The sequence below is a fragment of the Actinomycetota bacterium genome (assembly GCA_019347575.1).
In the GTDB taxonomy this organism is placed as follows: domain Bacteria; phylum Actinomycetota; class Nitriliruptoria; order Nitriliruptorales; family Nitriliruptoraceae; genus JAHWKY01.
The window spans coordinates 39,139-60,869 of record JAHWKY010000030.1 but is presented as its reverse complement, the minus strand read 5'-3'; the positions used below and the strand labels follow the sequence as shown (position 1 = coordinate 60,869).

Annotated in this window: 14 protein-coding genes and 1 tRNA gene; 8 read left to right on the top strand and 7 right to left on the bottom strand. The window is 70.3% G+C overall.

The window, feature by feature from the left end:
* From KY469_17510 to KY469_17500, 3 genes are all read right to left on the bottom strand, one after another.
* Positions 1 to 350, bottom strand: a 350-nt coding sequence (locus tag KY469_17510; GenBank protein ID MBW3664898.1) for an IS110 family transposase, incomplete at its 3' end; no start/stop codon positions are given.
* Between the two features lie 716 nt (positions 351 to 1,066).
* A tRNA-Ile gene (locus KY469_17505) sits at positions 1,067 to 1,143 on the bottom strand.
* A gap of 64 nt (positions 1,144 to 1,207) precedes the next feature.
* The gene (locus KY469_17500; GenBank protein MBW3664897.1) at positions 1,208 to 4,216 is read right to left on the bottom strand and encodes a hypothetical protein; all 3,009 of its coding nucleotides are present in this window, start codon (positions 4,214 to 4,216) and stop codon (positions 1,208 to 1,210) included.
* Between the two features lie 139 nt (positions 4,217 to 4,355).
* Between KY469_17500 and KY469_17495 the strand changes: the two genes are divergently transcribed.
* Positions 4,356 to 6,491: a hypothetical protein gene (locus KY469_17495; GenBank protein ID MBW3664896.1), complete on the top strand. Its 2,136-nt coding sequence runs from the start codon at positions 4,356 to 4,358 to the stop codon at positions 6,489 to 6,491.
* Between the two features lie 88 nt (positions 6,492 to 6,579).
* Positions 6,580 to 7,257, top strand: coding sequence for a glycosyltransferase (locus tag KY469_17490; protein ID MBW3664895.1), 678 nt, complete (start codon positions 6,580 to 6,582; stop codon positions 7,255 to 7,257).
* Positions 7,258 to 7,276: 19 nt separating this feature from the next.
* Here the strand turns inward: KY469_17490 and KY469_17485 are convergent, their stop codons facing one another.
* Complete coding sequence (locus KY469_17485; GenBank protein MBW3664894.1) at positions 7,277 to 7,813, bottom strand: DoxX family protein; 537 nt, start codon at positions 7,811 to 7,813, stop codon at positions 7,277 to 7,279.
* 224 nt (positions 7,814 to 8,037) lie between these two features.
* On the opposite strand from KY469_17485, the gene KY469_17480 reads away from it, so the two are divergent.
* On the top strand, positions 8,038 to 12,084 hold the full coding sequence (locus KY469_17480) for a cell wall-binding repeat-containing protein (protein ID MBW3664893.1): 4,047 nt from the start codon (positions 8,038 to 8,040) through the stop codon (positions 12,082 to 12,084).
* A gap of 18 nt (positions 12,085 to 12,102) precedes the next feature.
* Here the strand turns inward: KY469_17480 and KY469_17475 are convergent, their stop codons facing one another.
* Positions 12,103 to 14,394 (bottom strand): hypothetical protein, encoded by a 2,292-nt coding sequence (locus KY469_17475; GenBank protein ID MBW3664892.1) that lies wholly within the window; start codon positions 14,392 to 14,394, stop codon positions 12,103 to 12,105.
* Between the two features lie 107 nt (positions 14,395 to 14,501).
* Between KY469_17475 and KY469_17470 the strand changes: the two genes are divergently transcribed.
* Both KY469_17470 and KY469_17465 read left to right on the top strand, forming a co-directional pair.
* Positions 14,502 to 15,062, top strand: coding sequence for a DNA-3-methyladenine glycosylase 2 family protein (locus KY469_17470; protein MBW3664891.1), 561 nt, complete (start codon positions 14,502 to 14,504; stop codon positions 15,060 to 15,062).
* Between the two features lie 59 nt (positions 15,063 to 15,121).
* A complete protein-coding gene (locus tag KY469_17465) occupies positions 15,122 to 16,087 on the top strand; it encodes a DMT family transporter (protein ID MBW3664890.1) in 966 nt (321 codons plus the stop codon).
* On the opposite strand, the gene pdhA is transcribed toward KY469_17465, so the two are convergent.
* Together pdhA and KY469_17455 are read right to left on the bottom strand one after the other, a co-directional pair.
* The gene (pdhA, locus tag KY469_17460; GenBank protein ID MBW3664889.1) at positions 16,020 to 17,123 is read right to left on the bottom strand and encodes a pyruvate dehydrogenase (acetyl-transferring) E1 component subunit alpha; all 1,104 of its coding nucleotides are present in this window, start codon (positions 17,121 to 17,123) and stop codon (positions 16,020 to 16,022) included. The two genes, KY469_17465 and pdhA, sit on opposite strands and share 68 nt — an antisense overlap.
* Positions 17,120 to 18,754 (bottom strand): PAS domain-containing protein, encoded by a 1,635-nt coding sequence (locus KY469_17455; protein ID MBW3664888.1) that lies wholly within the window; start codon positions 18,752 to 18,754, stop codon positions 17,120 to 17,122. The genes pdhA and KY469_17455 overlap by 4 nt, the downstream gene beginning before the upstream one ends.
* A 102-nt stretch (positions 18,755 to 18,856) precedes the next feature.
* Here KY469_17455 and KY469_17450 point away from each other — a divergent pair, with 102 nt between their 5' ends.
* The 3 genes from KY469_17450 to KY469_17440 are packed head-to-tail and all read left to right on the top strand — an operon-like array spanning position 18,857 to position 21,723.
* On the top strand, positions 18,857 to 19,594 hold the full coding sequence (locus KY469_17450) for a substrate-binding domain-containing protein (GenBank protein ID MBW3664887.1): 738 nt from the start codon (positions 18,857 to 18,859) through the stop codon (positions 19,592 to 19,594).
* A gap of 24 nt (positions 19,595 to 19,618) precedes the next feature.
* Entirely contained in the window at positions 19,619 to 20,962 is a 1,344-nt protein-coding gene (locus tag KY469_17445; GenBank protein MBW3664886.1) for an ATP-dependent Clp protease proteolytic subunit, read from the top strand.
* A gap of 35 nt (positions 20,963 to 20,997) precedes the next feature.
* On the top strand, positions 20,998 to 21,723 hold the full coding sequence (locus KY469_17440; protein MBW3664885.1) for a slipin family protein: 726 nt from the start codon (positions 20,998 to 21,000) through the stop codon (positions 21,721 to 21,723).
* Positions 21,724 to 21,731: the final 8 nt, after the last annotated feature.

Here is a 21,731-nt window from a genome sequence, read left to right as displayed (position 1 = left end):
GGTCGCAGGTCGTCACGGTGACGGCCAGCCAGCGCTGTTGAGCGAGCGTCGTGAGCATCGCTCTTGTGCGGGGTTCCGCCCAGCGTGCGGATCCGAGCCGAGAGCGTCGCCGGGACGTCGATCACGTGCTCTCCGGCCGACACCAGACCGACCGCGAGCATCCGCCCCAGCCCGTTGGCTCCCTCGACCGCCCAGTGACGCTCGTCGAATCGGTCTGCCCAGGCCAGCAGCTTGGCGACCTGGCTGCGGTCAGCCACCAGCCGCAGCTCATCCAGCGTCTTGCCGCGTTCGTCGATCGCGACCGCGGTGTGGGTCCGCTTATGCGGGTCGATCCCGATCATCACCGTCATGGTTCACCTCCTGGTCGTGGAGACGGTGAGTACGCCGCGGCGGACAGTCCTGATGCCGACCGATTCCCGGCATGCCTCTCTTGAGCCACACCGCAGCGCAACACCGGACCGGCGACACATCGCTATGAGCCAGACCCTCGCGGGTCGACAGGGCGTTATCGGGTCAGCCGGCCCGGTGCTGCAGACGCTAAGCGCGAGGCCCAACGCCTGTCACCAGGAAACATCAGGGCGATACCGTCCTTCCCCCATCGAAACCGTTGGCCCTCGGCCGAGGCGCCGTAGGCAACACGAAAACCCGTCCGAGTGACGGCCTTCGTGCTTCCGCTGCGGCCGACGCTGGCATGTCTTGAGTGTCTCGAGTCCGAGACCCGCCCTACGCCGCGGCCGCGCGAGCGTCGTCCCAGCACGCCCATAGGAGCGATGCGTCGGGGGATGCCTCCCAGGACTGCTCTGCCAGGAGGCGAGCCGCGAGCCCGACGACAACGAATGCCCTCTCCGTTGGTTCCACCCTCGGGCCGCCCGGCTGGGACACATGCCGCCTCCTGGGCCGCCGTCGTACGCATGAGACGCGGTCCGTGGACTGCGGCGCGCTCGAGCGCGGCCACCGGGTGATCCTGATGTGTGCGAACGGTGTGCGAAGGGTCCGAACCCGCTTCGACGCCGATCGGCCAAATGGCCGAAAACTGCCTCTAAAAGCCCGTAGAAGGCTGTTTCGGTGGTGGGCCCGCCAGGGCTCGAACCTGGAACCAACGGATTATGAGTCCGCTGCTCTGACCACTTGAGCTACGGGCCCCGTGACAAGCGTACGCGGCGTCCGCGCCCCGTCGCCGACCCGCTCGGCGGCGACGGGCGAGAGGTCAGGCGTTGGTGTTGCCGTACGCGTCGACGACCTGGCCAGGCAGGGCTGCAGCGGTGTCACCGGGGCTCAGATCCGCGTCGGCGACGAACCGACCGGACTCGACGCGCACGCCATCCACGACCTCGGTCGTGCCGTCGGCACGCGTGACGGTCACAGCGACCGCCGCCGCATCGCCGGTGTCGGCCCAGCCACGGAAGCGGCAGAACGAGCAGTAGAACTGGTGACGTGCGGGGTCGGACAGCCCGTAGGTGAAGCGCCGCTTGTCACCGTTGAGGATGTCGAAGGGGGACTCGTAGCCATCGGGGTAGTCGATGGGCCCGAACGTGTACGTGTTGCCGTCCGTCTCGAGCGCGGTCGTCGGACCCACGACGACCTCCACGTCACCGCTCGCCAACGTCGTCACCGACGTCGTGATACCGGTCCAAGGCGACACCGTGAAAGGCTGTGACTCGAGCTGGTAGGCGACCTCCCCGCCGCCCCGTGCGGGGCGGTGGGTGCCATCGATGACGAACCGGTAGCGCCCCGCCGGCGTGGCACGCTGCGGCGCCCCGCTCGCATCGGGCAGCACCATCTCCGAGCTGAACGCCTCGAACGCGGCCGTCCACACCCACTCGAACGTGCCGGACTCGACGGCTGGCAGGTCAGCAGGCGCGGGGAAGTCGAGCCGCACCGGGAGCTCGCCATGCATGTCGGCGTACGGCTCCCACACGTCGGGGGCGACCTCGCGCTCCACGACGACGTTCGGGATGTCGCCGTAGTTGGAGCCGCCGACCCAGCTCACGTGGGTCGCGTCGAAGCGTTCGATCGACCCTGGCTCGGTGACGATTCGAGGCTGACCGCCGTCCGCCGGAAGGCGCGCGTCGTAGCTGGTGACGTACGCCCGGGCGAGCTCGCCCATGGAACGGGCGAAGGCCTCCGCCCGAGCGGACTCGGCCTGGTATGCCAGGTCGTGGGGCGACAGCTCCACCTCTGGGCCGCCGTTGAGGGATGCGGCGACCCGCACCATCCGCGTGGCCAGGTAGTCGGCGCCGTGCAGCCCCAACCCGTTGAGCGCCTTGCGGTAGTGGTCGTGCGCACGCATCTCGCGGTAGTTGGGCACGTAGCCGAAGTAGTCGTTGGCCATACCGACCGAGATGACCATCCCGAAGCCGTGCTCGGTCGCCTCCTCGTGGACGAAGTTGCCGTAGATGCTGGCGGGGTCGGCCGACTCGGCCTCGCCGAACAGCTGGGCGGCGTCGTCCTCCCAGCCATCGGCGTCGTTGCGGATCTGGGACAGCATCCGATCCACGTCGATGCTGCGCACCGGAGCCAGATCGGCCGCCGGGTTGCGCGGGTCGGCGCACGTGGACGTGCCGTCGCCGTTGTCGACGCACCACTCGCGCCCCGACGGGGTCTTCTGGGTGGTCCAGTCCCAGCCGTGCCACACGTTGTCGTCGACACGGTCGAGCCGCGTCTGAGTGTTCAGCGCCGTGTCGGTGAACTGCTCGCAGGGACAGAAGGTCACGCCGAGGTCGCCGAAGCGCATCGCCATGATGTGGACCGCGGCGGTCTCCTCCACCGCACCGAACTTCGTCGCGGTGTACGACTCGGGGATGGGAACGCCGGCGGCCTTGAGCTGCTCGTACAGGGCGTACTCGTCCACCGGTGTGGTGCCGACGACCTGGCCACCGACCTCGTCGAGCCCCACCGGCATCAGGCCGAACGGGTTGTCCTCGCAGTCCGGCAACCCCAGCACCGGTAGCTGCCAGTTGCCGTGGAACAGCGACGCGGTGTTGCAGTTGCTCACGCCGGGGACGGGGCGACCCTTCGGCGGGGCGAAGCGGAACGAGGCGACGTCGACGGTGAAGCCCTCGACGAACCCCAGCACATCGATGGGGGGGCCGTCGCGGCGCGGTGCGGCAGGGTCGTACGGTTCGGTGTCAGGCGTGGTCTCGATCGCGTCCCACGCCTCGTGGACCGCGTCGGCCCAGATGCGCGCCCCGCGGTCCAGCTGCTCGAAGCCGTTGTCCTGGAACTCGCGCCGGTCCTCCGGCTCGTGCACCCGACGGTCCTTGTGCGGACCAGAGGAGCCGGTCTCGCGCTGGCTCATCACCGAGGTGACGCCCAGCTCGCGGTCGACGACGCGCATCGTGGCGTGCGTGATGTCGCCGTTGAACAGGTCGTAGCCCCAGGTCCACTCCGGGTGGACACCCAGGGTGATCCACGCGATGAAGGGCTGGGGGTCGGCCGGGTCGGTGACGTCGTCGAAACGGACGACCGAGAGCTGGCCGGTGGTGTGGCTGTAGGGCTGGCCCGCTGGCGTGCCGTCGTCGGCGACCTTGGGACCGTAGGTGTGCGAGGTGATCTCGTTGAACGGGACCGTGGCGGCGCCCATGCGGACGGGACGCAGGTCGCTCGCCGCCTCGATGACCGCGTCGGCCATGCGCTGGGCGTAGTAGTCGAAGAAGCGCAGGTCGACCACGTCCTGGAAGATCCAGGTGCCCCAGCTCGGGGTCGAGTAGAACGCCGAGTTGTGGTTGTGGCTGACGGTCATCGCGAGGTTGTCGCCGGTGATGCCCGTGACCGGCCCGTCCTTCACTCCGGCGGTCACGAGCAGGTCGTGTTCGGCGATGAGCTGCGCGGTCCGCCGGAGCAGGTAGTCGTTGGGGAGGTAGAGGTCGTTGGCCACGACCGCGGCGCGCGTGCCGTCCGCGCCCTCGACCACCAGTGCCCGGGTGAGGATGCGGGAGGCGATGCCGTCGGCGGGGCGCTTCTTCACGCTGTGGGCGTGCGGGTCGATGAAGTCCTCGCGGACAGGCGGTTCCGTGTCCGCGAACTGGCCCCCGGACGCCCCGAGGTGCCACGACACGTCGCGCGACCCCACACCGGCGTAGGCGACGCCGTCGGGGATCGCGACCTCGGGGCGGTCGGCAGCGTCGGCGACCGGCCCCGGACCGGGAGTCACGAACGCGAGCGTCGACGCCACGAGGGCGGCGAGCAGGACGACAGGGGTGAACTTCCAGCGCATCGGCGGTCCGCCTCGAGGAGGGGTGCGGGTCGGACTGGGAGACTTCGGCGCGCGAGGGTCGCTCTCCTGCCCGGGGAGGAGCGGGCGGACGTGGCGTCGAACCCTCTGGAGTACCGCCCGGACCGGAGAACGCTCCCTGATGCCTGCACGCCCGCTCACGCTGCTCACCGCGCTGGCCACGCTCGCGACGCTCGTCGCGGCCGCCCCGGCCGCGGTCGGGCCGATCGACGACGACGTCACGGAGACGTCGGGGCGCTGTGACCCGCTCGACCCCAGCCACTGCCTCTACCCCTTCCCCAACGACCACTTCACCGACGAGGACGAAGGCACCGACACGGGGCGGCGACTGGCGCTCGACGTGCGCCAGATGCCCCGCAACATCGCAGGCGATCCCATCCGGCCCGAGCCGTACAACCGCAACGACGGCTTCAGCCCCGGGGCGCTGATCGTCACGAGGGTGCCGGGCCTCGACACGCCAGAGGCGTTCGCAGCGACCAACCCCGTGAGCCTGCTCGACCTCGGGGCCTACACCTATGCCGACCAGCCCGTGGTCGTCATCAACGCCGACACCGGTGAGCGTCACCCCATCTGGAGCGAGCTCGACGCGAACCCCGCCTCCGTCGAGGACGTCACGCTGCTCATCCGCCCCGCCGTCAACTTCGACGAGGGCGCCCGCTACATCGTCGCGCTGCGCAACCTGCGGGGCGCCGACGGCGAGGAGCTGGCAGCGCAGGACGCCTTCGCCGCGTTCCGCGACGGGACGGCAGACGGGGCGCGTGCCGAGCGCTTCGAGAGCATCTTCACCGTCCTCGAGGAGGCCGGCATCGAGCGAGAGGAGCTCTATCTCGCCTGGGACTTCACGGTGGCGTCGGAACGCAACCTCGCGGAGCGGATGCTGCACATCCGTGACGACGCGTTCGCGCAGCTCGGCGACAGCAACCTCGCCGACCTCGAGGTGGCCGGTGCCGCCCCGACGTTCGTCGTCGACGAGATCACCCAGAGCCTGCCGTGCCGGGTCGAGTTCGACGTCCCGCCGGTCGACTGCGACGAGGAGGAGCTCGACCCGCGTGTGCTCCGCCGCGTCGAGGGTCGGGTCATCGTCCCCTGCTACCTCGACGCGCCGGGCTGCGTGCCCGGGTCACGGTTCGCGTTCGCCGGGCTCGACGACAACACGCCGCTGCGCATCCCCGGCAACGTCGCGGCGGCGCCGTTCACGTGCAACGTCCCGGCGGGGGCGGCAGAGGGCAAGACGTACCGCCCCTCGCTGTACGGGCACGGGCTGCTCGGCTCCGGCAGCCAGGTGAACACCTGGAAGCTGTACGAGCTGCACGACGAGGGACTGATGTTCTGCGCCACCGACTGGTCGGGGATGTCGACCGAGGACATCGCCAACGCGCTGGCGATCCTGGCCGACCTCAACCAGTTCCCCTCGCTCGCCGACCGCGGTCAGCAGGGGATGCTGAACTTCCTGTTCCTGGGCCGCGCGATGATCCACCCGGACGGCTTCTCCAGCCACGAAGCGTTCCAGGTCGACGGTGACTCGGTCATCGACACCAGCCGGCTGTACTACAACGGCGGCAGCCAGGGCGGGATCATGGGCGGCTCGCTCACCGCGGTGGCTCCCGACTTCACCCGTGCCCACCTCGGCGTACCGGCGATGAACTACTCGACGTTGCTGCGCCGCAGCATCGACTTCGACACCTACGCGGTCGTGATGTACAGCGCCTACCCCGACGAGCTCGAGCGGCCGCTGCTGCTCTCGCTCATCCAGACGCTGTGGGACCGGGCCGAGTCCAACGGCTACGCCCACCACATGACCGACGATCCCTACGCCAACACCCCGCCGCACGAGGTCTACCTCAACGTGGCGTTCGGGGATCACCAGGTCACCAACTGGGCATCGGACGTGATGGCTCGTACCGTCGGGGCGCGGCTGCGCGCCCCGGCCATCGACCCGGGCCGGCACCCCGCCGGCGACAACGCTTACTGGGGTCTGGAGCGGATCGAGGAGTATCCCTACGTCGGCTCGGCGATGGTGGTTGCCGACATCGGCCCACTGCGCGACGAGGACGGCCGCACCCGCGGGACGACGCCACCCCCCGTCGACAACGTGCCCAACCGTGACGGCGTCGATCCCCACGGCCCGGACGCGTCAGAGACCGTCTACGGGTTGGCGTCGATCGCGGCGTTCCTCAGCCCGGACGGACACGTGATCGAGATCTGCGGCGAGCGGCCCTGCTACCTCGACGGCTGGGAAGGTGCCTGGACCGACTGACCGAACGGGGTCGGACCGCGGGGCGGCTCACGTCGGCCGGTACCGTGAGGGGCCAGGCGAAGGGCGCGGACACCAGGAGGACGCGGAGGTGACGACGGCTGCCATCATCGCAGCGCACAACGAGGCGGCGACCGTCGGTGACGTGGTCGACGTGGCACGGCGTGCGACACGGGTCGACGAGGTGATCGTCGTCGACAACGCCTCCTGGGACGAGACCGGCGACATCGCGCGTCGGCGGGGCGCTCGCGTCGTCGACTGCGCCACGAAGGGCAAGGGACAGGCGATGGCGGCCGGGGCGTCCGCGACCCATGCCGACCTCATCGTCTTTCTCGACGCGGACCTGTTGGGCCTGACCCCCGAGCACGTCGACTCGCTCGTCGCCCCGGTCGCCTCCGGCGAGGTCGCGATGTCCATGGGGCTGTTCGACCGCGGTGACGAGTTGAACGCCGTCTTCCTCAACGTCCTGCCCAAGCTGACCGGTCAACGTGCGATGCGACGCGCGCTGTTCGAGCAGCTCAGCGCGGACGACATCCGCGGGTACAAGGTGGAGGCCGCGCTCAACTCGCTGTGCAACGAGCGCGATCTACCGACCACCGCGTTCGTGTGCGAGGGCCTGTGGCACCGCACCAAGGAGGAGAAGGACGAGGTCTCCCGTGCGGTCGGCACGTTGCGGAAGGTGGGGATGCTCACGACCGCGGTCTGGTCCTACGTCAGCTACGCCCTCGTCCGCCCCGTGCGCGACAGGTTCGGGCTTGGCGGGACGTAGCGACGGAGCAGCCCCGGCGTCACGCAGCCTGTCGCTGGTCCTCCTCCTCGGAGACCCCTGCCGGCTCGACCACCTCGTCGTTGCGCATCGCCAGGGTCGCAGCACCCACCACCAGCCCGAGCAGCAGGGCCGTGAAGCCCCACGACAGCCCGACCAGGCTCAGACCGAGCGCGTTGTCGAGCGAGGCAGCTCCTGGGCCGACGAAGGCCAGAGCGGTGGCCGCGGTCGCCAGCACCAGCGGGTACTCGTAGCCGCCATCGGAGTTCCACAGTCCGTTCTCTCGGTGCGCGGCGACGGCGGCGTTGAGCATCGCACCCACGATCGCGGCAGCAGCCAGGGGCGTGAACAGGCCGAGCACGAGGAGCACGCCGGCACCCGCCTCGGTCGCGCCGGCGAGCCGGGCCATCTTCTGGCTCTCGCGGTACCCGAGGCTGTCGAAGAACTGCCCCGCGCCCTCGGGGCCAGGCCCCCCGAACCAGCCGAACAGCTTCTGGCTGCCGTGGCCGATGAACAACGCGCCGACCACGACCCTGAGTACGAACAGTCCCAAGCTCACGCCGTGCCTCTCTCGGTTGGATGCCTCCACCCTGTCGCGCCCGAGGTTCCGAACACATCCGGCGATCCCATCGTTCGGGGGGTACCGAGTGACCCTGTCCGCCCGGACGGGCGGCCCGGTCGGGCCGTCGCCGGCCGTATGCGCGCGACCTCTCAGCGTCAGGTACCTTCGACACTTCGGTACATCGGCGGGGCGGGCGCCGGAACGCAACGAGCGGGTCGTTCGTGTCCAGAGAGATCACCTCCTTCCGTGCTGTCCTGCTGGTGGTGGCGCTTGCCGCCCAGCTCGCGGTCACGCTCGAGGGGTCACCAGCAGCCGCAGCCGATCCCGGCCGGGGCATGGCGATGGAGGACGCGGCAGCGCTTCGCGTCACGTCCTCGGCTCCGGTCCGTCTCGTCGCCCACGAGACGACGGGGTTCGCACGTCTCGTCGGCGCCGCGCCGGGCAACACCCTCGGCCGGCCGGCGGGGGTCGGGGCGTCGGATGCTCCGGAGGTCGCTGCCCGTGCGTTCCTGCGCCGTCACCAGCGCGCCTTCGGGATGGAGGACGCGGACCAGGACCTCGATCACCGTGCGACCGCGGCGCTGACGCACGTCGGTGGGAGCGCCGTGCGCTTCGACCAGACCCTCGACGGCATCCCCATCCTCGGCGGTGAGCTCGTCGTGCGCACCGACGCCGCCAACCGGATCGTGTCCGTCGCCGGCGAGATCCTGCCGGAAACCGACGTCGACGTGACGGCCGCCGTCCCGGCTGACGCCGCGACGGCGACCGCCAGGGCCGCAGTTGCGAAGTACGCCGACGTCGCCGCCGACACGCTCGAGGCCAGCGCGCCGGAGCTGGCGGTGTTCGACCGGGCTCTCTTCGGCGGCCCGGGACTACCCACCACGCGGCTGGTGTGGCGCACCGAAGTGGCCTCGACGGTGGATCCCTCGTTGCGAGAGTACGTCCTGGTCGATGCACACCGGGGCGGCATCGTGGTGCACTTCTCGCTCGTGCATGCCGTGAAGCAGCGCTACACGTGCGACAACGCCGACGTTGAACGAGACCCTGGCGATCCCCTGCCGAGCTGCACCGCCGCGAGCGGGCTGTTCGTCCGTGGCGAGGGCGACCCTGCGACCGGGCATGCCGACGTGAACTCGGCCCACGACCACGCCGGCGGAGTGTACGACTTCCTCTTCGCCCACTTCGGCCGCGACTCGCTGAACGACGCAGGCCTGGAGCTGCGATCGACGGTGCGCTGGTGTTACGACTTCACCGCCGATCCCGATTGCCCCTACCTCAACGCCTTCTGGACCGGCGCCGAGATGTACTACGGAACCGGGCTCGCCGCCGACGACATCGTTGGGCACGAGCTCGCGCATGGCCTGACCCAGTTCACGGCCAACCTCTTCTACTACTACCAGTCGGGGGCCATCAACGAGTCGCTGTCCGACCTCTACGGCGAGCTGTACGACCTCGAGACCGACGATGGCGACGACACGCCTGGCAACCGGTGGCTCGTCGGCGAGGACTCGGCCATCGGTGCGATCCGTGACATGGCGGACCCACCGCTCGGCATGCAGCCGGATCGCATCGGGCATGCCAACTACCACACGTTCACGGACCGGACCGACCCCGACGCATGGGACAACGGCGGCGTCCACACCAACAGCGGCGTGAACAACAAGGCCATCTACCTGTTGGTCGACGGTGACACGTTCAACGGTCGGACCATCACGGGGCTGGGAGCTGCGAAGACACTGCAGATCTACTATGAGGCGCAGACCTCTCTCCTGACCTCCGCCACCGACTACCCAGGACTTGCGGACGCACTCGAGCAGGCCTGCGACACGCTGGTCGACCAACACGGCATCACCGTCAGCGACTGCGTCGAGGTCGCGGATGCCGTAGCAGCGACCGAGATGCGCATGGAGCCTGCGGGCCCCACGACGCTGGAGGCCCCCTACTGCGTGACGGGGTCGGCGCCGGCGTTCGTTTACCAGGAGGACGCGGAGACGGACATCGACGACTGGGGGGTGTCACCGGCGGGCCCGGATAGTCGCTGGTACTACGGAGACTTCTACGCCACCAGTGGGGACCTGCATTTCTGGGGCGACAACGTCGCGGTCACGGGCACCTGGGACCTCTACACCATCACGCCGATCTCGGTGCCGGCCGACGCGTACCTGCGCTTCGCCCACGCGTGGGAGTTCCAGGCCCCTGACTTCGATGGCGGCATCGTCCAGTACTCCATCGATAGAGGCGAGACGTGGGCCGACCTGGGTGGGTCGTTCGTCGCCCAGGGCTACAACGGCACCATCGACACCGGCTTCGGCAACCCGCTGGCGGGCGCCCCGGCGTTCGTCGGCACGAGCGGTGGGTACACCGCCTCCGTGGTCGACCTGTCCGCTCTGGCCAGCCAGGACGTGTCGCTCCGGTGGCGTATCGGCACCGACAGCGCCGTGGGCAGCTACGGGTGGTTCCTCGATGACATCGAGATCTACACCTGCGAGATCATCGACGGCGTACCTCCGGAGTTCCCCGTCGGAGCCGCACTCACGGCGAGCGGAACGACCGGCACCGCCACCACTCTCCAGTGGACACCGGCGACGGACGATGTCGGCGTCGACGAGTACCGCATCCGTCGCAACGGCACGCAGATCGCGACGGTGAGCGGCGCGACCACCACCTACGAGGCGACCGGACTCACCCCGGCGACCTCCTACACGTTCGAGGTCGTGGCAGCCGATGCGGGCGGCAACACCTCGGGGCCTCTCGAGGTGCTCGTCGAGACCCTCGACACGCTCGCCCCGACGTTCTCAGGAGGATCGAAGCTCGCGGCGACCGACGTCACGACGACAGGTCTCGTACTCAGCTGGCCAGAAGCCGACGACAACGTGGCCGTGACCGCCTACCACGTGCACCAGGATGGCCTGCTCATCGCCACCAAGACGGTGGGGCAGACCAGTCACGCGGTGAGCGGCCTCGATGAGGCGACGGCGTACACGTTCACCGTGGTCGCACTGGACGACGCGGGCAACGTGTCGAGCGCACTCAGCCGCGATGTCACGACGGTGGACGCCACCGCCCCGACGTTCCCGGCCGGCGCGAAGCTCGAAGCGATCGACGTCGGCAACGATCACGTGACGCTCGCATGGCAGGCAGCCACCGACAACATCGCCGTCGATCGGTACGAGGTCGTAGCTTCCACGGTCGACGCCACCGCGACCACCACGGAGGTGCCGGCGAGCGAGACGTCAGCGACGCTCGCCGGACTCGGTGACGGCACGACCTACACCTTCACCATCCGCGCGGCCGATGCTGCGGGCAACGTGTCGGATGTGCTCGCGACCACCGCGACGACGCTGGAGTCGATCGTGCGCGAGGTCGCCCGGTTGGCGGGGCTGAACCGGTACGAGACCGCTGCGAGGGTCCCCGCGGACAGCTTCCCTGACGGTGCGAGCACGGTCTACGTGGCTACCGGCATCAACTTCCCCGATGCCCTGGCCGCCGGACCGGTCGCCGGTCGTGCAGACGCGCCGATCCTGCTCGTCACGACCGACGCGGTCCCGGAGGCGACCGCGACCGAGCTGCGACGCCTGGGTCCCACGAACATCGTCGTGCTCGGGGGCGACGCTGCGGTCTCCCCGGGCGTCGAGCGACAGCTCGTGGGCTTCGCCTCGGGTGTGGTCACGCGACTGCAGGGCAGCAACCGCTACGAGACCGCCGTCGAGGTGTCCGCGAGCGCGTTCCAGCCGGGTGTCCCGGTGGCCTACGTGGCGACCGGCGCGAACTTCCCGGACGCCCTCGCGGGGGCAGCGGCTGCGGGACGCGACGGCGGCCCGATCTTGCTCGTGACGGGGGACGACATCCCTGACGTGGTGGCGGCGGAGCTCGACCGGCTGCGCCCCGGCCGGATCGTGATCCTCGGCGGGACAGCAGCCGTGTCTGACGCGGTCCAGAGCCGCCTCGGAGCGTTCACCACCGGCAGCGTCACCCGGCTGGAAGGCACCGACCGCTACGCCACGGCGGCCGGAGTCGCCGCGACGTTCGCCGCCGACACCGCGGTGGTGTACGTCGCCACCGGCGCCAACTTCCCCGATGCGCTGACCGGGACGCCCCCAGCGGTCCTGGCGGTCGGACCGATCGTGCTGGTGCCGGGCGATGCCATCCCGGCGGACGTGTCCGCGCAGCTCGACCGTATCCGTCCCCGGCGCATCGTCGTGCTCGGCGGCCCGGCGGTCGTGGACGTTGCGGTCGAGAGCGCCTTGGCTGACTTCCTCGCGAGCTGAGATCCCGTCCGAGTCGGCTCAGTCCGGGCTCGGCAGCTTGACCTCGCCCCGTTGCTCCGTCGTCGTCCATGCGGGATCGAGCGAGGGCGCCCGGAGGCGTACGCCGGGGCGCTCGGCCTCCCACGACAGCACGGGAACGTCACCGTCCCAGCGCAGCTCGTAGGACAGCGCCCCGTGGTGGGTCGGTGCCTTCCGCACCGCGAGGTCGTGGCCGCGCCACTCGTCGGGTAGCACGCCGAGGAGGTGCAGCGCCACGTCGCGTCCCTCCCGGACCAGGACCTGACGCACGAACGTGAGGAACTCGGCAGCGGCCCAGCCGTGGTGGCCGTCGCCCATGCAGCCGCCGTCGAGCTGGGGGTGGATGGCCTCGGGCCAGGTGAATGTCGGCGTCGCCGCGTCGAGCAGCCAGCGCAGCCGCTCCCAGGCACGGGGATCGCCCTGCTCGAGCTCGCACAGCGCGAGCTGGATCGTCAGGTAGGTGCCCAGGCCGGTGTGGCTGATGCCCTGGTAGAAGGCCGGGCCGAGCGTGAACCGATCCCGCACGACCTCGAGCGTGCCATCGATGAGCGGATCGTCGGCCTCGAGCAGGCGCAACGGCTCGCACGCGACGAGCGAGCCGATGATCCCCGGATCGATGGCCCGCGTGGGCCCGGCGGTGATCAGGTGCTGGCCGAGCCTCTTGGCGGCCCGTTCGATGGACGCGAGCGTGTCGGCGCGCAACGAGGCAGCCGCGCGGTCGAAGTCGTCCGCGACGCGCTCGTCCCCGATCACCCGCGCCACGTACGCCGCATCGATCAGCCCGCGCAGCGACCAGAAGTCGTCCCAGTAGTAGTAGTCGAACGGACCCAGGTGCTCCGCCGATATCCCAGCGGGCAGCAGACCCTCGACCTCCGGGGCGACGCCGCGTCCACGGAGGCGCATGCGTTCGATCCACCGGCCGCCGCGTGCCACCGACCGTGCGGTGCGGCGCAGGATCGTCTCGTCGCCGGTCAGACGGTGATGCTCGGCCAGCGCGAAGATGGCCGCGCCGTTGGCGTCCCACTCGCGCCACTGGCTGTAGAAGAAGCCGTCGCCCCGTTGGCGGGCGGGGAACGTATCGAGCACGTCGGCGGCCTCCTCGTGGAAGCCCCACCGGTCCAGCGCCAGCAGCATGTACGCAGCGTCGCGGAACCAGAAGCGGTGGTAGGTGAAGGGACCCGGCGTGATGGCCCCGGGATCGTGGAGCACCAGAAGGTGGGCTCGGTTGGCGTCGACCGCCCGTTGGAGTCGCTCGTCGGGAAGGTCGACCTGCATACCCCTCCGCAGCGGCGTGGACCATCCGGCGGCGACCTCGGCTGCGGGCCGCAGGACGGGGGGCGTGACGCGGACCGGCTGGACGCGTTCACGCAGGCTGCGGGCCGAGGCCTGCTCGATGCCCGGGACGAGGGGGATCGCGACCCGCAGCACCTCGCCCGGCTCGAGGTCGTAGACGAACGCGGCCTGCGCCAGCCCAGCAGGGTCGTGGACTGCCAGCCGCCCGGCCCCGCGTGCCAGCCCCTGCTCTAGCACGTGACGGCTGTCGCCCTGGTGGAAGGTGGAGAGCGCGACGCGCTCCGGCTCACGCGGCAGGACCATCGCCAGGGTGTCGCGCGTCAGCAGGACGTGGCGCCCCTCGACGGCGATCGCCGTGACGACCGCGAGGCCCTCGGGGTTGTAGGGCCGCAGGGCGACGGCGACGGAGCGGCCACGCGTTGACGCGTTCTCCAGCTCCACGGCGACCCACTCGCCGTCGTGGACCTGGGCCGAGACACGCTGCACCAGCGCCCCATCGCGCAGCGGCAGCGTCGTGAGGGTCACGGGCGTCCCGGAGAGCAGTTCCTGGGTGACGCCGTCCTCACGGCTGGGGAAGCGCCAGCCGTCGTCGTCGACCCACCAGTCGAGCGACCACCCGTCGTACCAGGGAGTCACCAGCCCTCGGGGGTCGACGATCGCCTCCCAGGGGGAGGCGATGTTGCCGACGGCGGTCCAGTTCCGCTGCGTGAGGTTCTGGGTGAACGCGAGGTGTCCGCGCGGGATGAACGCCGGCGAGGTCGGATCGTGTTGACGCTCCAGCCAGTAGGGCCAGAGCCAGTCGGGGCGGATCTCGGGGGCGGCACGCGACCGCAACGCCCGCACGACCGTCCTCGCCCCGACCGGCAGCATCTCCTGCGGCGAGGCGATCTCGAGGTGCTCACCGAGCCGTTGGAACGACGACAGGTGGCTGAGGATGTCCTCGCCGATGCGGAGACGTCGCGCGAGGCGCCTCAGGATCCACGCGCGCAGGTTCGGCACGGTGCTCCTCGGTTGATGATCACCTCGACCCTACCCGTAGGGTTCGCTGCGTGGACGACGTGCAACGTGACCGGGCGTCCGCCGAGTTGGCTCGGCGGGATCCCGTGATGCGGCTGCTCGTGCGTGCCCACGGACCCGTCCGACTGGGCCGACGTCGAGCCAGCCACCTCGAAGCGCTCGCCCGCGCGATCGTGTATCAGCAGCTCGCCGGCGCGGCAGCGCGCACGATCTGGGGTCGGACCAAGGACGTGTTGGGTGGACGGGTCACCGCCGAGGCGATCCTGGGAGCCGACGAGGAGCAGCTACGGGGCGCGGGCCTGTCACGGAACAAGCTCGCCGCGATCCGTGATCTCGCCCTGAAGACGAGCGACGGGTCCATCCCGCTGGCGCGCATCAGCCGTCTGCCGGACGAGGACATCATCGAACGGCTGGTCCAGGTCCGGGGCATCGGCCGGTGGACGGCCGAGATGTTCCTGATGTTCCAGCTGCGTCGTCCCGATGTGTGGCCGGTCGACGACCTCGGCGTCCGCAAGGGCTACGCCATCGCCTACGGCCTCGACGACCTTCCCGCTCCGAAGGTGCTCGCTACCCTCGGCGACCGCTTCCGCCCGTACCGCTCGATCGCCGCCTGGTACTGCTACCGCGCGGTTGACACCGTGACGGTGTGACGGGGAACAGCACGCCCCTCCAACGCTGTTGTCGCCGAGTAGCCACCGAGGAGTCCTCCGTGTCCGGCCCTGCCTCGACCGCCAGGTCACGTCTCATCACGACGTCGGCCGGCACCAACCTCGATGCCTTCGGCACCCGGGAGTGGGGTCTGCTCGCAGCGATCGCCAGCATCTGGGGCTCGTCCTTCCTGTTCATGGAGATCGGCCTCGACGCGTTCCACCCGACCGTGGTCACCATGGCGCGGGTGGGACTGGGCGCCGCGACGCTGGCGCTGGTCCCCCGCGCTCGACGACCGGTCGACGCCGAGGACCGGCTCCGGATCGCCTTCCTGGGACTCATCTGGATCGCCATCCCGTTGACGCTGTTCCCGGTAGCGCAGCAGTGGATCGACTCCGCCCTGGCCGGGATGCTCAACGGCGGCATGCCCATCGCGACCGCGGCGATCGCGACCTTGATGCTGCGGCGCCTCCCTCCCGCACGGCAGGTGGCGGGGATCGTCATCGGCTTCCTCGGGATCGTGCTGATCTCCCTGCCCGGCCTGCGCGGTGCCGAAGCAACGGCGCTGGGGACCGGCCTGGTCCTGATCGCCATCGTGCTGTACGGCCTCGCAGCCAACGTGGCGGTGCCGCTGCAGCAGCGGTACGGGGCCCTGCCGGTCCTGCTGCGTGCCCAGCTGGCCGCACTCGTGGTCGTGGTGCCCGCCGGGCTGTTCGGGCTGCCGTACTCCAGCTGGGACACCGCCAGTGCGATCGCGATGGTGCCCCTGGGCACCCTCGGGACCGGACTCGCGTTCGTTGCGATGACGGTGCTCGTCGGGCGCGTCGGCGGGCCGCGAGGCTCGGTGGCGATCTACTTCGTCCCGATCGTGGCCATCGTGCTGGGGATCGTGTTCCGCGACGAGGCGGTCGCCGTCATCTCGCTCGTCGGCACCGCCGTCGTGATCGCGGGCGCGTGGCTCACGAGCCGGCGCGAAGTCCCCGCTCCAACGCATGTCGCTGACGCCGGAGCTCGGACGTCTGGCTGACGTAGACGTGCTCGAACAGCTCCACCGGCTCGGGACGGGGCGTGGCGAGGAGCTCCGCACGGACGTCGGCGGCTACGGCTCGCTCCGCCTCGGCCATGGCGGTCTCGTCCTCGTCGGTCCACGCGCCGGCGGCACGGAGCCACGTCTCGACGCGCACGAGCGGGTCCAGCGCCTCCCACGCCGCGACGTCGTCCTCGGAGCGGTACCGAGTGGGGTCGTCGGAGGTCGTGTGCGGTCCCAGACGGTACGTGACGGCTTCGATCAGGGCGGGTCCCTCGCCAGCACGTGCCCGTTCGACGGCCCACCGCGCGACCGCGTAGCAGGCGAGGAGATCGTTGCCGTCGACGCGGACGCCCGGCATGCCGTAGCCGAGGGCGCGGTGGGCGAGGGTCGGGGCCCGGGTCTGCCGGTGCGTCGGCACCGAGATCGCCCAACCGTTGTTCTGGACGACGAACACCACCGCGGCCCGCTCGACCGCGGCGAAGTTCATCGCCTCGTGCGTATCGCCCTCGGAGGTCGCGCCATCGCCGAGGTAGGTCATGACGACGATGTCCGAGCTGGCCCGTCTCGCTCCCATCGCGTACCCGACGGCGTGCAGCGTCTGGGTCGCGATGGGGATGGTTATCAGGCCGAAGCGGTGAGCGTGCGGGTCGTAGCCCGACAGCCAGGTCCCACGCGCGCGTTGCAGCCACGAGGCGGGCGGGATGCCGCGGAGCAGGGCAGCGCCGGTCTCGCGGTAGGACGGGAAGACCCAGTCCATCTCGTCCAGGGCGGCGGCGCTGCCGATCTGTGCCGCTTCCTGGCCGCGGCACGGCGAGTAGGTCCCGAGCTCGCCCTGTCGCTGGAGCGTGACGGCCTCGTCATCGACCGCTCGGGTCAGCCGCATCGTGCGGTAGAGCGGTCGTCCGCGCGGTGGCGCGAGCGAGCCGGGGAAGTCCGACGAGGCCTCGACCGACCCGTCCGGATGGAGCACGCGGACGGTGCGGTCGTGCAACCGCGCGGACGCATCGGGTCCCGAGGCGTCGCGGGCGGTCATCCTCGCGGCAGTCGGACCGTGAACGCCGCTCCCGGGTCGGCCCGTTCGTAGGTGATACCTCCCCCGTTGAGCACGGCCAGGTCACGCACGATGGACAGCCCCAAGCCCGTGCCGGTTGTGTCAGGGTCCTCCTCGGCGCGTGCGAACCGCTCGAACAGTCTCGGGACGAAGCGCTCCGGGACGCCCGCTCCGTGATCACGGACCTCGATGGTCACGAACTCATCCTCCGCACCGATCGTGACCCGTATGGGCGGGGCGCCGTACTTGCGTGCGTTCTCAACGAGGTTGGCGATCATGCGGCGCACGTGGTCCGGATCCGCCTCGAAGCGCACGGAGGCGTCACCGCGAACCTCGGTCCCGGGGTCACGCACCTCGTCCAGCAGCTCGCTGACGAAGTCCAACGCACTGTGGAGCTCGGGCGTCACCCGTACGTGACCGGACGAGATGCGTGAGGTCTCCAGGAGCTCCTCGACGAGGTGGTGCAACCGCTGCGCCTGGCGTCCGACGACCTCGATGTAGCGGTGTCGCTCGTCGTCGGTCAGGGAGGCCCAGCGCTTCTGCAGCGTCTCGGTGAAACCGGTGATCGAGACCAGGGGCGAGCGCAGCTCGTGGGACGCCACCGACAGGAACTCGTCCTTCGCCTGGTTGGCGCGGATGAGCTCGCGGTTGAGGTGCTCGAGGTCCTCGTTCGAACGCTGGAGGCGGCTGTACACGGCGTCCGTTAGCTCCGCCGCCTGCCTGCGCTGCACGACCGTCGCGATGAGCTCGCCGACGCCTCGCAGGAGCCGGATGGCATCGACCGACCAGGACTCGCCTGCGGGACGTTGGGCGAGCATGCAAGCGCCGAGCCGGAGGCCGGAGGGGACGGGAACGACCGCGACCGACTCACCCTCGAGCAGCGTGCGTTCGAGGTCGGGCAGCTGCCTCGTGTCGATGGCGACGAACGGCTCGAGGTCCAGGAGCGCTTCGCGCAGGTTGGGGGTGTCGTCGAGGTCGATGCGCGTCGCGATCCGCAACCGGGCCGGGTCCGCGGACCACTCGTGGCTGAGCACGAGCGCCCCGGCTCGCAGATCGTGTTCGAACGCAGCGACGTGCAGGACCTCGAGGAACTCGCCGACGTCCGCCAGCGCCCGGTCGACGCGATCGTCGATCTCCTCCGGCTCGACGCTGATGAACGCGCGCGACACACCCGCGACCAGGTCCTCGTACGCGAGGCGGTACCACAGCTCCGCCTCGGCTTCCTGTCGCGCGCTCACGTCCGCGACGGAGACGACCACGGCCGCGACGTCTCCGCCCTCGCCGAGTAGAGGCCGCGTGGACACGTCGAACCATCGCGGCTTGCCACCCTCCAGCGCCCCGAGCGTGCGCCGCGTGATGGCCTCACCGGTTCGCAGCGTTCTCACTGCCGGAAGCTCGTCGAGCGGTACCGGCTGGCCGTCGGTGTCGATGACCTGCCAGCCCTCGGGGAGCAACGAGCCGACGGCGGCGCTCTCGCGCCCCGACAGCAGGTCGCGGGCGGCGGCGTTGGCCCAGAGCAACTGGCCGTCACGAGCGATGACCAGGACCGCCTCGTCGAGGTGATCGAGGACGCTGCGGAGCCACTCCGCGTCGTCGAACGGCAGCACCGTCACCGCAGCTCCTCGCCAGCGTCCTGGAGCACCGCGGGACCGGTTACCGCTTGGGGGCCGCCGTCACCGATGATGCGCTCCGTTCCCCCGTCGTTGGACGACATCGTGCCACGTCTCCTGGCTCCGATCGTGATCCTGGCGCTTTTCGCTGCATGCGGCCCGTCCAGTCCGACGGTGCTGGTGGCCTCGTCGTTAGCAGGGGTCGCCGACGAGCTCACGCGCGCCTGGGACGCACGGGGGCGCGTCTCCGAGGCTGGCTCGCAGGTTCTGGCCGCGCAGATCGAGGCCGGGGCGAGCGCGGAGGCGGTACTGCTCGCCGACCCCGACATCGCGCAGCGCCTGGCCCGGGCGGCGCTCGCTCCCCCTCCGGTCACCGTGGCCAAGACCGGGCTGTCCGTACTGGTCGCCGCCGGCTCGGATGTGGGGTCGATCGCAGACCTCGCCAGCAGGGATGTCCGGCTCGTCCTGGCAGATGCCGGGGTCCCGCTCGGGCGCTACACCCGTACGGGCCTCGATCGGCTGGAACGAGCCGCGATGCTGGAGCGTGGTACCAGCGCCGCCGGGATCCTCGCCAACGCGCGCTCGCTGGAGGACTCGGCCCGGCTCGTCGTCGCCAAGCTGGTCGCAGGGGAAGCCGATGCGGCCATCGTCTACGAGACCGACTCGCTGCGTGCCGTCGCGGCCGATCCCTCGCTCCGCATCCTCGCGTGGCCCGAACCGGGGCAGATCGAGGTCGTCTACACGGCCCAAGCGCTCACCGCGCGGGGCGAGGACCTGGTGCGCTTCCTGCGGTCCGACGCGGCTGCCTCGATCTGGGAGGAACACGGGTTCAAGCCCCATTAGGCTCAACGTGGAGGAGGAGACGACATGGGCCGGGGGCGTCGCGTAGCCCTGGCGGTCGGCGTGCTCTCGCTCTGGCTGGCCGTCAGCGCCGCAACCCTCGCTGCCGCGTTCCAGGCCGGACCCACCGTCGCCACGACGACCGTGTCCGGAGTCATCACGCCGGTCATCGACGACCACCTCCGCGACACCGTCGCGAGCGCTGCCGCCGAGGGACACGAGGCACTCATCGTCACGCTCGACACGCCGGGCGGGCTCGTGACCTCGATGCGCTCGATCGTGCAGACGTTCCTGGCGGCAGAGATCCCGGTGGTGGTCCACGTGGCCCCGCGCGGAGCCGATGCGGGCTCGGCAGGCACGTTCATCACGCTGGCCGCTCACATCGCCGCCATGGCACCGGCGACGACGATCGGCGCCGCCACGCCCGTCGATCTCGAGGGCGGGGAGGTCGGCGACAAGATCGTGAACAACGCTGCGGCGTACGCCGAGGCCATCGCCGAGGAGCGCGGCCGCAACGTCGAGTTCGCCGTCGACGCGGTGCGCGACGGCAGGTCCATCACGGCCGATGAAGCGTTGGAGATCGGCGCGATCGACCTTATCGCCGCCACGACCGAGGAGTTGCTCGAGGCGATCGACGGGCTGACGATCGAACTCGCCGACGGCGAGGTGACGCTGCGGACGGCCGATGCCGGACTCGTCCCGGCGGAGCTGTCGGGCGTGCGGCGGTTGCTGCAGCGCCTCGCGGACCCCAACCTCGCTTTCATCTTCATCTCGCTGGGGACCCTGGCGATCATCTACGAGGTCGCCAACCCGGGTGTCGGCGCTGGCGGCATCGCGGGCGTCATCCTGCTGATCCTGGCGTTCTTCTCCCTCTCCGTCCTGCCCGTGAACCTCGCTGGCGCCGCACTGCTGGTCCTGGCCGCGGTGTTGTTCATCTCCGAACTGTTCGTGCCCGGTGTCGGTGTGATGGGCGGTGGAGGCACTATCGCGCTCATCCTCGGTGGGTTGTTCCTCTTCCAGCGCCCCACCGGCATCGGCGTCGATCTCGGCGTCCTCGTCCCCGTCGCCGTCGTGACGGCCGCCCTCGTCGTGCTGATCGGCCGCATGGCGTGGCGTCTGCGCAACGCCCCGTCCGTCGCGCCCGGCGACCTGTACCTGGGGCACGAGATCACCGTCGAACGCAGCGAGGCCGGCGTCGGCCGCGCGCGGATCGACGGGACGTGGTGGCGTCTGCGCCGGCGCAGCGGCCTGCCGCTGACCCCCGGCGAGGTCGTCCGCGTCACGGACCGCGACGGGCTCGACCTGATCGTCGAACCACTGGGGTCGATCGACCCCTCGGACACCCAACCCATAGCTAAGGAGCAACCGTGATCGTCGGTCTCGGCATCGCCGCAGTCGTCCTGCTCATGATCCTCATCGCAGCGGTCCGCATCGTGAAGGAGTACGAGCGGGGCGTGATCCTGCGACTCGGCCGGGTCGTCGGCGCGAAGGGGCCCGGCCTATTCCTGATCGTCCCGATCATCGACAAGATGATCAAGGTCAACCTGCAGACCGTCACGATGGACATCCCGCCGCAGGACGTCATCACCAAGGACAACGTCACCGTCAGGGTCAACGCGGTGACCTACTTCAACGTGGTCGACCCGGTGAAGGCCGTCATCCAGATCCAGAACTACCTGTTCGGCACGTCCCAGGTGGCCCAGACCACGCTGCGGAGCATCCTCGGCCAGGTCGAGCTCGACGACCTGCTGATCAACCGCGACGAGATCAACGATCGGCTGCAGCAGATCATCGACGAGCTCACCAACCCGTGGGGCGTCAAGGTCACCCTGGTCGAGGTGAAGGACGTGGACCTGCCCGAGTCCATGCGTCGGGCGATGGCGCGCCAGGCGGAGGCCGAGCGCGAGCGCCGCGCCAAGGTGATCCACGCCCAAGGCGAGTACGAGGCGGCTACCCGTCTCGCCGAGGCGGCCACCGAGATGGCGACGAGCCCCGGCGCGATGCAGTTGCGGGTGCTGTCGACGATGGCGGAGGTCGCCGCCGAGAAGAACTCGACGCTGATCTTCCCGCTGCCGATGGAGCTACTGCGGTTCATGGACGCGGCCGCGGCCGGGGTTGCTGCCAAGCGGTGAGGGCCCTC

What these genes read in the sequence shown, in the direction of transcription:
- KY469_17500 (MBW3664897.1), bottom strand. Translation starts at nt 4,216, where the DNA reads ATGCGCTGGAAGTTCACCCCTGTCGTCCTGCTCGCCGCCCTCGTGGCG.
- KY469_17470 (MBW3664891.1), top strand. Translation starts at nt 14,502, where the DNA reads ATGCGGCTGCTCGTGCGTGCCCACGGACCCGTCCGACTGGGCCGACGT.
- KY469_17445 (MBW3664886.1), top strand. Translation starts at nt 19,619, where the DNA reads ATGGGCCGGGGGCGTCGCGTAGCCCTGGCGGTCGGCGTGCTCTCGCTC.
- pdhA (MBW3664889.1), bottom strand. Translation starts at nt 17,123, where the DNA reads ATGACCGCCCGCGACGCCTCGGGACCCGATGCGTCCGCGCGGTTGCAC.
- KY469_17495 (MBW3664896.1), top strand. Translation starts at nt 4,356, where the DNA reads ATGCCTGCACGCCCGCTCACGCTGCTCACCGCGCTGGCCACGCTCGCG.
- KY469_17440 (MBW3664885.1), top strand. Translation starts at nt 20,998, where the DNA reads ATGATCCTCATCGCAGCGGTCCGCATCGTGAAGGAGTACGAGCGGGGC.